Here is an 11,774-nt window from a genome sequence, read left to right as displayed (position 1 = left end):
AGCCCCGCGATGCCCGCGCCCACCACGGCCACTTTGCGCGCTTGGGCAGCGGGTGCCAAGCGCTCGTCGAGTTCATTGGCCTGGGCCAAGCGCGGGTTGTTGTCACACCCCATGTGGCGGTTGTTGTTGATGGTTTTCCAACAGGAGTTGCACGACACGCAGTAGCGGATGTCGCTGGCGCGACCGGCCTGGGCTTTTTGCGGCCAAGCGGGGTCCACGATCAAAGAGCGGCCCAGGCCAATCATGTCCGCGTCGCCGCGCGCCAAAATGGCCTCGGCCTCGGCCGGGTCGGTGATGCGACCCAAGCCCATCACCGGTACCGTGGGCGTCCAGGCCTTGAGGGCGCGGATCAAGCCCATATAGGTCTGGCGCGGGTAGCTGTCGTCGGGCAAGTGCATCTCCAAACTGCGGTGGTGCGAACCCTGGCAATAGGTCAGGTAATCCACACCCACCGCAGCCACCAAAGCCTGGGCGATTTCGCCTGCTTGGGTCTGCGCAATGCCCCCAGGCACACCGTCGTCGCCGGGTAGCTTCACGCCAATGATGAAGCCTGGCCCGCACAGGTCGCGTACGGCTTGGCAAATTTCGACCAAAAAACGCAAGCGCCTGGGCCCATCGCCGCCATAGGCGTCGTCACGCTGGTTGGAGCGGGGGGACAAAAACTGGTGAAACAAATGGCCGTGCCCTGCCGACACCTCGATGCCGCCAAAGCCGCAGGCTTGCATGCGCAGACACGACTGGGCCGTGTGCTCGACAAAGCGCGCAATCTCGTCTGCGCCCATGGCGCGGGGCATGGAGTAGCTCAGGTCATCGGGCAAGGCCGATGCGCCCACGGCTTGGTAAGTTCGGCCAGGGACATGGCGCCCACGGCCCGTGTCTTGCACCTGGCCGATCAACACGCTGTCGTGGGCGCGCACCCCATCGGCCAAGCGGCGCAGGTCATCCACCATGCTGTCGTTGAAAGCACACAAACGCTCGGGGCCATGTTGCGGGGCAATGCCAATGGGATCTGTCACCACCATGGCCGCACCCCCTTTGGCGCGGTTCACGTAGTAATGCAAATAGCGCGGGTGCAAGCCTTGATGGGCACCAAACCGGGGCGAAATGGAGGCATGGGTGATGCGGTTTTTCAACCGTTGCCCGGCCAAAATCTGTGGGCTGAACAAGCGGGGGTAAGGGGTCTCGTCCATGGGTAAAGAGGTATGAAGGACGGCACTTTAACCCAGGCCATCAGCGCCTGGACCCCTCAAATACCCGCAGGGGCAAAGAAAAAACCAGCCCTTTTGGGGCTGGTTTTTCAAGAGTGGTGCCGGAAGCCGGAATCGAACCGGCACGGTGTTTTGCACCGGCAGATTTTGAATCTGCTGCGTCTACCAATTTCGCCACTCCGGCAGAAGGTGGATACGAATTATGGCACAGTGTGGGTATGAACTATCCCACCATCGAAGCAGCGATCGGCAACACACCAATCGCGCGCCTGCAACGCATAGGCGTTGCAGACAATGAAAAACGTGGCAATGTCATTCTGGGCAAACTAGAGGGTAACAACCCTGCTGGCTCGGTCAAAGACCGTCCGGCCTTGTCAATGATTCAACGCGCTGAAGAACGCGGCGACATCAAACCCGGCGACACCTTGATCGAAGCCACCTCAGGCAACACCGGTATTGCACTGGCCATGGCAGCAGCCATCAAAGGCTATCGCATGGTGTTGATCATGCCCGAGGACTTGTCGATTGAGCGTGCGCAAACCATGAAAGCCTTTGGTGCAGAGTTGATACTCACGTCCAAAACCACTGGCATGGAAGGTGCGCGCGACATTGCCGACCGCATGCAAGCCGATGGTAAAGGGCGGGTGTTGGACCAGTTTGCCAATGCAGACAATCCGCGTATTCACTATGAAACCACAGGCCCTGAAATCTGGCAGCAAACCGACGGGCGTGTCACGCATTTCGTCAGTGCCATGGGCACTACCGGCACCATCACCGGCGTGTCGCGTTATTTGAAAGAAAAAAATTCGGCTATCCGCATCATCGGCGCGCAACCCAGCGAAGGCTCGCGCATTCCAGGCATTCGCAAATGGTCGCCTGAATATTTACCCAAAATTTACGATGCCACCCACGTGGATGAACTGGTTTATGTGAGCCAGACCGATGCCGAAGATATGTGCCGTCGACTTGCGCGAGAAGAAGGTATTTTTGCAGGCGTCTCTGCCGCAGGCGCGTGTTGGGTGGCTTTGCAAATTGCTCAGCAGGTGTGCGACGCGAACATTGTGTTCATCGTGTGCGACCGCGGTGACCGTTATTTATCCACTGGAGTGTTTCCCGCATGAGTGCTTTTCAATACTGCCCAATGTGTGCCACCGAATTGCAATTGATTTCGCAAGAAGAAGATGGCGGCGCCAAAACGCGTATGCGTTGTGTGGTCTGTCAGTGGACGCACTGGAACAATCCTACGCCAGTGCTCGCCGGTATCGTGCAATACCGCGATCAGATATTGCTGGCTCGCAATGCGGCTTGGACTGGCAGACGTTTTGCGTTGATTACGGGCTTCATGGAGGCAGGTGAAACACCGCAAGAAGGTATCACGCGGGAAATTGCAGAAGAGACTAATTTGCAAGTGTCTGCATTGAAGTTGATCGGCGTGTATGACTTTCAACGCATGAACCAAGTCATCATTGCTTACCATGCGGTGGCCGACGGTGAAGTACGTTTATCACCCGAGTTGGCCGAGTACAAGCTTTACGATTACAAGGATATTATTTGTTGGCCGGCAGGCACAGGCTATGCCATGGGTGACTGGTTACGTACACAAGGCATTGAGCCTCGGTTTATGACCTGGGATGAACGAGCGGCTCAAAACATAGAATAACCCCGTCTCAGAATGACAAAAATGGCTGAGCCCTTGATTGCGTTAACGTAGACACACCATGCAGATTGATCTTGAACTTGATACCCGCGGCCTGAATTGCCCTTTGCCCATATTGAAGGCCAAGAAAGCTTTGACGCCCATGCAAACTGGGCAACTGCTTAAAGTGGTGTCAACCGATAAAGGCTCGTTGCGCGACTTTGCCGCCTTTGCCAAACAAACCGGCAACGAGCTGGTGTCGCAAGAGACGGTGGGTGAAGAATTTGTTCACGTCCTCAAGCGGCGTTGATACTTGATTTAATGGCTTTGGTGTCGTGACTGACCTGGTGGGCTCGGTCGCCTCTCACCGCCGCAAGCGGCAACGTTCGAGTCGGCCCGACCCACCATGTCAGTCTGCCCGTGCAGCTTAAGCAAGCCTTTTCAACTGGTCTTTCACTTTCTGCAAAGTGTCTTCAAAGTCAGCCAATCGCTGACGCTCTTGCGTGATCACTGCAGGAGGTGCTTTCGCCACAAATGCTTCATTGCCGAGTTTGCCGTGGGCTTTGGCGATTTCGGTTTCTAGACGCGTGATTTCTTTGGACAGACGTGCTTTTTCAGCAGTCACATCTACTTCAATGAACAAACATAAGCGGATGTTGCCAACCACGGCCACAGGGGCAGACTGAGCGGCAACTTGCCATGCCGCTTCGTCTTCAAACACTTTGACCTCACTCAGCTTGGCCATGGCTTTGATGACATGGTTGTTTGCACTGACAAACGCAGCATCACCTAATGCAAATAAAGGCATTTTGGTACTGGGAGACACGCCCATTTCACTGCGCAACGTGCGGCAGGCTTCGATCAATGCCTTGAGTTGGTTGACGCTGGCAATCGCTTGCTCATCAATCTTGTTCAGTTGCGCCACAGGGTAAGGCGCGATGCTCACCGACTCACCGCCAATGCCTGCAACAGGCGCCACTTTTTGCCACAGCTCTTCGGTGATGAATGGAATGATCGGGTGCGCCAAACGCAAAATGGCTTCAAGCGTGCGAATCAAAGTGCGGCGCGTGGCGCGTTGTTGCGATTCGTCACCGTTTTGAATTTGCACCTTGGCGATTTCTAAGTACCAGTCGCAGTATTCGTTCCAAACAAATTCATAAATAGCGCTGGCCACATTGTCCAAGCGGTAATCGGCAAACGCTTTAGCCACCTGGTCTTCGGTGAGTTGTAACTGTGAACTGATCCAGCGGTCAGCCTGACTGAACTTCATGTATTGGTAAAAAGGTCCAGCAGGAATATGTTCGCCGTTGTCGCCGGTACGAGGTGGCGAGCATTCAGCTTTGGTGTGTTCTTTCAAGCCACAGTCTTGGCCTTCACAATTCATCAATACAAAGCGGGTAGCGTTCCAGAGTTTGTTACAGAAATTGCGATAGCCTTCACAGCGTTTGCTGTCAAAGTTGATGCTTCTGCCTAACGAAGCCAGCGCGGCAAAGGTAAAGCGCAACGCGTCAGCACCGTAAGCAGGAATACCATCCGGAAATTCTTTTTGGGTGTTCTTACGTACTTGCGGTGCCGACTCAGGCTTGCGTAAACCTTGGCTGCGTTTATCCAGCAAAGGTGCGAGGGCAATGCCGTCAATCAAGTCCACCGGATCCAGCACATTGCCCTCAGACTTGCTCATTTTCTTGCCTTGTGCATCACGCACCAGACCATGTATGTAAACATGCTTGAAGGGAACACGGCCGGTGAAATGTGTGGTCATCATGATCATGCGGGCGACCCAAAAGAAGATGATGTCGTAACCAGTCACGAGGACGCTGCTTGGCAAATACAGGTCTATGTCTTTGCGTTGTCCGTCTTGATTGGCCGTGTCGTGCTTGGCCTGTCTCCCATCCGCTTCGCGGCCGAAGTCGCTGCGACCAAGCCCATCACGCCCGCCTGCATTCAGCCAGTCCATGGTGCTGAAAGGCACCAGCGCTGACGAATACCATGTATCGAGCACGTCTTCATCACGGCGCAGTGTTTTACCCGGCGCTTGCGCTTGCGCGTCGGCTTCATTGCGTGCCACATACACCTTGCCGTCTTCATCGTACCAAGCGGGAATTTGATGGCCCCACCATAGTTGACGCGAAATACACCAGTCTTGGATATTGTTCATCCATTGGTTATAGGTGTTGATCCAATTTTCAGGCACGAACTTCACTTCGCCAGAATGCACCGCGTCAATGGCTTTTTGTGCAATGCTCTTACCGCTCGGGTCTTTGTCGCTGACTTTGTTCATAGCGACAAACCACTGGTCGGTCAACATGGGTTCAACAATTTGGCCGGTGCGGGCGCAAATTGGCAACATCATTTTGTGCGGCTTGATCTCAAGCATCAAACCCAAGGCTTCCAAATCTCGATTGACTGCTTTGCGTGCGTCAAACCTGTCCATACCTTGGTAGGCGGCAGGTCCGTTGTCATTGACCTTGGCGTCCAGCGTAAAAATAGTGATCAGCGGCAGGCCATGTCGCTGAGCGCAGGCGTAGTCGTTGAAATCGTGTGCGCCGGTGATTTTGACGCAGCCCGAACCGAATTCGCGGTCTACAAAATCGTCTGCGATGATGGGAATTTGCCGGTCGCACAAAGGCAAATCCACCATCTTGCCAACCAAATGTTTGTATCGATCATCTTCAGGGTGAACTGCCAGCGCCCCGTCAGCCATCATGGTTTCAGGTCGGGTGGTGGCGATCGTCATGCCTTTTTGCAGAACGCCGTCAATCTTTTGCGGGCCGCCAGAAAACGGATAACAGATGTAGTGCATCTTGCCATCAGATTCAGTGGCTTCCACTTCGAGGTCAGACACCGCACTCATGAGCACCGGGTCCCAGTTCACCAAACGCTTGCCTCTGTATATCAAACCTTGTTCATACAAACGCACAAAAGTGTCGGTCACCACCGGCGAGAGCTTGTCGTCCATGGTGAAGTACTCGCGGGTCCAGTCCACGCTATCACCCATGCGGCGCATTTGCTGGGTGATGGTGTTGCCCGATTGCTCTTTCCATTCCCAGACTTTGCTGATGAAATTTTTACGCGCCTCGGCCGGTGTCGGGCCCATGTCGTGGCGGCTGATGCCTTGCCCTTGCAATTGGCGCTCGACCACGATTTGTGTCGCGATACCTGCGTGGTCGGTGCCGGGTATCCAAGCAGTGTTAAAGCCTGACATGCGGTGGTAGCGTGTCAGACTGTCCATGATGGTCTGGTTGAATGCATGACCCATATGCAGCGTACCGGTCACATTCGGCGGCGGCAGTTGAATCGCAAACGAAGGCTGATCTGCGACGGGTGCTCCTGTGCCGCGAAAACCGGCCACACCATAACCGCGTTTTTCCCATTCAGGCCTCCAATGGGCCTCGAGGGCTGCGGGTTCAAAAGATTTGGACAGGCTGTCTAAGCCGGGTTGTGCGCTGGGGCTGGTCATATAGGTGGGGGTATTGAACCGAGGATCAATCGGTTTGTATTTAGAACAAAAAAATGTATTTTAACGACGGACGTTATCTGAGAGGCTGCCCGTCAAAGCCTTGACTTTTTATAGAAGATGATTAGTTTTCTGCTGCAATTTGTCTTAACGCATTGGCAAACACCGCCGCAGGCTGGCCGCCTGAGATCAAATGCTTGTCATTGATGATGACTGCAGGGACCGAATGAATACCCGCACTGGTATAAAAGTTTTCTTTGGCACGCACATCGTCTGCATAGGTGTCGCTGTCCAAAACAGCGCGGGCCTCAGCCACATCCAATCCCTCGGTTTGCACGACATTCAAAAGCACCTCGTGTGAATCGATGACTTCACCGCGCCCTTGATATGCATCAAGCAAAGCTTTTTTCAGTCTGCGTTGCGTGTTTGCTCCACCCGTGATTTCAGCCCAATGCAACAAACGATGCGCGTCAAACGTATTAAAGATGCGTCCGCGCCCAGTAGGGTGGAAGGTAAAGCCGACTTCAGCGCCGCGCGCTTTGATGTTTTGGTACATCTGTGCTTGTTGTTCGGCGGTTGAGCCGTATTTGTTTGCTAGATGTTCGAACAGGTCTTCGCCGCCTGGCGGCATGTGGGGGTTGAGTTCAAAAGGTTGGAAGTGGATGTCTGCCGAAACTTCGTTTTGCAGTTCATCCAGCGCTTGTTCAAGTGCGCCCAAGCCAACCGCGCACCACGGGCAGGCCACATCCGAGACGAAATCAATTTTTAAATGTGCGCTCATGGTTGTTTCCTTTGGGGTCTGAATATCACTGCAAAGCCAAAGCTGTAGCCAAGGCTTTGACCAATTGTCCGTTGATGACTTTGCCTTTGGCGGTCAAATAAGCATCAGGCCGTAACAACGCCCATTGTGCTTTTTCGCACTGGCATGCGCTTCTCAATGTTTTATTTTTGTCCATCACATGCTCAAGCACATCAGCGTGTTTTTTATGGACCACCTGTACTGCATAGACAGCAGCCAATGCGCTGATCGACTGCAATTTCGTGATCTCTTTGCGGCTGAGTTCACCAAATACCAGCAGCAGCAAGCGTCCATTGGCCCATTGCAGCAAATCTGCCAAGTTACCGGTAGAGTCAGAGCTAAATTGAAGTGCTACGTTTTGAACCATAAAGCCACCATCGGCTTGACACACGTCGGACACGTCATAGCGGTTGGCTTCGGCCATGCGTCCAGTGTTGATCAACGCTTTGGCGAATGCATGGTGCTTGGCCAAGCCAATGCTGGCGCTGCGAAACGTTTTTTCCATACCCTCAGGGGCGCGCAGGTAACGTGCTGTGCGGTTGGTGACATGAACGTTGCGTTGCGCCGCTTGTATCCGCTCTTGGTTATAACTGGCAAGCAATCTAGGTGCGGCTTTACCGCTTAACACGGCAGCAAGTTTCCATGCCAAGTTGTCCGCATCCGCAATGCCCGTATTTCCACCACGCGCGCCGAACGGACTGACCACTTTGGCGGTATCGCCAATAAAAAATACGCGACCGTGGTGTAAGTGATGCAAGCACTGTGATTTGTAAGCATAGGGACCGACCCAGACGATCTCGCATGCCACATCTGAACCAAATTGTTTGGCCAAGCGTTCACGCACCACGTCTTCGCGGCTGACGTACAGCGGGTCTGCGTCAGGTGCCATTTGGTAATCAATACGCCAGACATCGTCTGCCATCAGGTGTTGCCAGACCGCACGGTTATCGTTGAATGGTGCTTCTATCCAAGTGTGGCGCTCTGTGGGTGGTTGATGTTTGAAGCGCACATCGGCGATACACCAGCGGTCATCGCCGCGTTTGCTGTCCATGGTGGCGCCTACCCACGCATGAAACGGTGTGTGTGAACCACTTGCATCGATGACGTGATTGGCATGAATGGCATAACGTCCAGCTGGCGTTTGAATGTCGAGACGCGCAGATGCATCGGTTTGTGAAAAACCAACAACTTTGTTGCACCAGCGCAAGTCAATCAGTGGGGAGTGCTGGTTGATTTGCTGAATTTTGTCGACCAAAAACATCTCAACATAAAACTGCTGGATATTGATGAAAGGCGGTTGGCAACTGGCTGAAAATTGTTGTCTTTCGCGCAGATCGAATGAGAAGACTTCATCGTCTCCGGCAAATGTCCGTCCCACTTGCCATGCCACACCCTTGGCTGCAATCTGCTCATAAATACCGAGCCTTGCAAATATTTCCAATGACTGCTGTGTGTAACAAATGCCTCTCGAGAAGGCACCTTTGACACCGACAGTGTTGTCTTCATCCAGCAAGACGGCGGCAATGCCAAGTTGTGCGAGTTTGCAAGCCAGCGTCAAGCCACTCAAGCCTGCTCCCACAATGACGACTTGGTGAGTGTGTATGTGCTTGCTGCTGAGTTCTGCCGGCGCCACAAACGCATATTCGGGCAAAGCATAGCGGGGTGTAGAACGGGATTTAGCCACGTTGAAGAAGGCGCTCACGTTTGTTTGCTGTCCATGCGTCTAATTGAGCGCGTACATCTAAACTTTCCTGATGCATTTGACTCGGCGGCGCCACCTGTGCACTCAACTCCAACCGAATGCCATTGGGATCGAAGAAATAAATACTTTTAAAAATACGGTGGTCAGTGATGCCCAGCACCTCTATGCCGTGTGCCTCCAGGCGGGTCTTGCTGTCTTGCAGTGCTTGAATGCTTTCGACGCTGAAAGCAATGTGATTGACCCAAGAGGGGGTATTGGGCGAGGGCAGGGCCGCCGTGTCGTCGCCCAAGTCAAAAAAAGCGATAAATGAACCATCTTGCAAGCGGAAAAAGAAATGGGTGTAAGGACAGTACTCGCCCGTGCTGGGAACATGGTCGTTTTGTATCAGGTGATAAAGCGGCAAGCCAAGAATATCTTCGTAAAAATGTCGGGTTTCTTCGGCGTCTCGCGCGCGGTAAGCGTAATGATGTAACTGCAGAACTTTGGCGGGGGCAGGTAAATGAGTCAGATCCGGCATATAGCATTTTCCTCTGAATGAATGCAGTTTAAGGGACGATGAACAGCTCAAAAATTGTCTTCGGTGAGTTTGCATCTCCAGCTATGAAGACAGAATGCTTACCGATAAAGAACTGCAACCGTCATCAAAATTACAAATGAATAGCAAAGCACTCCATTGCATCATTAATGATTTCATATCAAATTTGATACTCAATAGCCTGTATCAATGTAAGGCATTGAAACAAGTCATTGGACTTGGTGCTCTTAAGGGTTAACCTATAGGCTGACTTTGGCTCGCAACGCCAAAGCAGTTTCAACAACCATAGGAGATTCTTAATGTCAGCTCTCAAAGGCTCAAAGACGGAAGAAAACCTGAAGGCCGCTTTCGCAGGCGAGTCACAGGCCAACCGCCGTTACCTCTATTTCGCAAACAAAGCCGATATTGAAGGTCAAAACGATGTGGCAGCGTTGTTTCGCTCGACTGCCGAAGGCGAAACCGGTCATGCCCACGGTCACCTTGAGTGGCTAGAGCAGTGCGGTGACCCCGCTACTGGTTTGCCAATTGGCGCTACCCGTGACAACCTCAAAGCAGCAGTGGCTGGTGAAACCCACGAGTACACCGATATGTACCCAGGCATGGCCAAAACCGCACGCGACGAAGGCCACGACGAAATCGCCGACTGGTTTGAAACTCTGGCCAAGGCTGAGCGTTCACACGCCAACCGTTACGCCAAAGCTTTGGCTGAATTGGTCGATTGATTCAGTTCCAGCATTGAGCGCAGGGCGTTGCTTTACCCAAGGCAGCGCCTTTCCCTGAATGCCGGGCGATACGCTGTGCCTTACAGCTGCCCACTAATTGATATACCTGCTCACACAAGGACATTCACATGGCTCGCGAAGGCAGTCTCGAAGCACCGACACGTCACCCGTTGGATTGGTTGAACCCAGATTTTTATAACGAAGAGGCCTGCTTCACTGAAATGGAGCGGATTTTTGATATTTGCCACGGGTGCCGCCGGTGCGTCAGTTTGTGCGGCTCGTTTCCTACTCTGTTCGATCTGGTGGATGAAAGCCCGACCATGGAGTTGGATGGTGTCAACAAGCAGGATTACTGGAAAGTGGTGGACCAGTGCTATTTGTGCGACCTGTGTTATTTGACCAAATGTCCTTATGTGCCGCCCCATGAATGGAACTTGGATTTCCCGCACACCATGTTGCGAGCCAAAGCCATCAAGTTCCAAAAGGGCGAGGTTTCTGCGGGTGAAAAATTTCTGGCCTCTACCGATGTGCACGGACAGTTCGCTGGTATTCCCATCGTAGTGCAAGCGGTCAACGCCATCAATAAAACCGGTTTGGCGCGTTCGGTGATGGAGTCCACTTTAGGCGTGGACAAAAATGCTTGGCTGCCTGAACTTGCGACAAAAAAATTCCGTGCGCGTGCCCCCAAAGCGAAAGCTAAAAAAGTGGTGAACGGTGAGAAAACGCCGGGCAAGGTAGTCATTTATGCGACTTGCTATGTGAACTACAACGAACCCGGCATTGGTATGGACTTGTTGAAAATACTTGACCACAACGACATTCCTTATGAACTTGTGTCTAAGGAAAAATGCTGCGGCATGCCCAAACTGGAGTTGGGCGATTTGCAATCCGTAGATGAAAATAAAAAAATCAACATACCTGTACTTGCAAAATACGCCCGTGAGGGTTATGCGATTTTGAGTGCTGTGCCATCTTGCACCTTGATGTTCAAACAAGAATTGCCACTGATGTATCCGGATGATGCCGAGACCCAACTGGTCAAAGATCACATGTGGGACCCATTCGAATATTTGATGGCTCGCAAACGCGATGGTTTGTTGAAAACCGAATTTACCGAAAGTCTGGGCAATGTCAGTTATCAAATACCTTGCCATGGCAGGGTACAAAACATCGGCAAAAAAACCGAAGAGATGCTGAAGATGATTCCAGACACCACCATCAACACGGTGGAGCGCTGTTCCGGACATGCCGGCACCTATGGCGTGAAAAAAGCGACGCATGCTTACGCCATGAAAATCGGTAAACCCGTGGTCAAAGCCATGGCGACCATGAAAGACGGCAGCAAGCCTGACTTCATCAGTTCAGACTGTCCGTTGGGCGGTCATCACATTGCCCAAGGTTTTGAAGCCAACGGTCAATCGGTGCCGGAGTTGCAACACCCCATCAGCCTGGTTGCCAAAGCTTATGGCTTGAAGTAGAAATTGGGGTCAGGGTAATTGGGGTCAGGGTAATTGGGGTCAGTATCCAATTAATTCAAAAAATTAATTGGATACTGACCCCAATTATTCTGACCCCAATTACCCTGACCCCAATTTCTACTTCAAGCCGTAAGCTTTGGCAACCAGGCTGATGGGGTGTTGCAACTCCGGCACCGATTGACCGTTGGCTTCCTGTCTCTTATACACATCTGACGCTGCCGACGAAGCTAGAAGTGT

General features: G+C 52.7%; 10 protein-coding genes and 1 tRNA gene. 5 read left to right on the top strand and 6 right to left on the bottom strand.

Annotation, left to right across the window (positions count from 1 at the left end):
• Together AC9UG7_RS00655 and AC9UG7_RS00650 are read right to left on the bottom strand one after the other, a co-directional pair.
• A partial coding sequence (locus AC9UG7_RS00655) for an oxidoreductase (protein ID WP_509583082.1) occupies positions 1-1,190 on the bottom strand: 1,190 nt, incomplete at its 3' end.
• Positions 1,191-1,304: 114 nt separating this feature from the next.
• Positions 1,305-1,392, bottom strand: a tRNA-Leu gene (locus AC9UG7_RS00650).
• A gap of 34 nt (positions 1,393-1,426) precedes the next feature.
• Here AC9UG7_RS00650 and cysM point away from each other — a divergent pair.
• From cysM to AC9UG7_RS00635, 3 genes are read left to right on the top strand one after another with little or no spacing between them, the layout of a single operon-like run.
• Positions 1,427-2,329, top strand: a complete 903-nt coding sequence (gene cysM / locus AC9UG7_RS00645) for a cysteine synthase CysM (RefSeq protein ID WP_509583080.1) — start codon at positions 1,427-1,429, stop codon at positions 2,327-2,329.
• Complete coding sequence (locus AC9UG7_RS00640; protein WP_509583078.1) at positions 2,326-2,868, top strand: NUDIX domain-containing protein; 543 nt, start codon at positions 2,326-2,328, stop codon at positions 2,866-2,868. The genes cysM and AC9UG7_RS00640 overlap by 4 nt, the downstream gene beginning before the upstream one ends.
• Positions 2,869-2,926: 58 nt before the next feature.
• The gene (locus tag AC9UG7_RS00635) at positions 2,927-3,154 is read left to right on the top strand and encodes a sulfurtransferase TusA family protein (protein ID WP_509583076.1); all 228 of its coding nucleotides are present in this window, start codon (positions 2,927-2,929) and stop codon (positions 3,152-3,154) included.
• Between the two features lie 117 nt (positions 3,155-3,271).
• Here the strand turns inward: AC9UG7_RS00635 and AC9UG7_RS00630 are convergent, their stop codons facing one another.
• From AC9UG7_RS00630 to AC9UG7_RS00615, 4 genes are all read right to left on the bottom strand, one after another.
• Positions 3,272-6,304, bottom strand: coding sequence for a valine--tRNA ligase (locus AC9UG7_RS00630; RefSeq protein WP_509583074.1), 3,033 nt, complete (start codon positions 6,302-6,304; stop codon positions 3,272-3,274).
• 121 nt (positions 6,305-6,425) lie between these two features.
• Positions 6,426-7,082 carry a DsbA family oxidoreductase gene (locus tag AC9UG7_RS00625; RefSeq protein ID WP_509583072.1) on the bottom strand — a complete coding sequence of 219 codons (657 nt, stop codon included), beginning with the start codon at positions 7,080-7,082 and terminating at the stop codon, positions 6,426-6,428.
• Positions 7,083-7,107: 25 nt separating this feature from the next.
• Positions 7,108-8,802 carry an FAD-dependent monooxygenase gene (locus AC9UG7_RS00620; RefSeq protein ID WP_509583070.1) on the bottom strand — a complete coding sequence of 565 codons (1,695 nt, stop codon included), beginning with the start codon at positions 8,800-8,802 and terminating at the stop codon, positions 7,108-7,110.
• On the bottom strand, positions 8,777-9,319 hold the full coding sequence (locus AC9UG7_RS00615; protein WP_509583068.1) for a VOC family protein: 543 nt from the start codon (positions 9,317-9,319) through the stop codon (positions 8,777-8,779). Before AC9UG7_RS00615 ends, AC9UG7_RS00620 begins: the two co-directional genes overlap by 26 nt.
• A gap of 317 nt (positions 9,320-9,636) precedes the next feature.
• On the opposite strand from AC9UG7_RS00615, the gene AC9UG7_RS00610 reads away from it, so the two are divergent.
• Both AC9UG7_RS00610 and AC9UG7_RS00605 read left to right on the top strand, forming a co-directional pair.
• The gene (locus AC9UG7_RS00610; protein WP_509583066.1) at positions 9,637-10,059 is read left to right on the top strand and encodes a rubrerythrin family protein; all 423 of its coding nucleotides are present in this window, start codon (positions 9,637-9,639) and stop codon (positions 10,057-10,059) included.
• 128 nt (positions 10,060-10,187) lie between these two features.
• Positions 10,188-11,537 carry a (Fe-S)-binding protein gene (locus tag AC9UG7_RS00605; RefSeq protein WP_509583064.1) on the top strand — a complete coding sequence of 450 codons (1,350 nt, stop codon included), beginning with the start codon at positions 10,188-10,190 and terminating at the stop codon, positions 11,535-11,537.
• The last annotated feature ends 237 nt before the right edge of the window (positions 11,538-11,774 follow it).

Origin of the sequence: Limnohabitans sp. (genome assembly GCF_046052765.1) — a bacterium.
Lineage (GTDB): Bacteria > Pseudomonadota > Gammaproteobacteria > Burkholderiales > Burkholderiaceae_C > Limnohabitans.
Note: the sequence above shows the minus strand (reverse complement) of the source record. Positions and strands in the feature narration are given on the sequence as shown.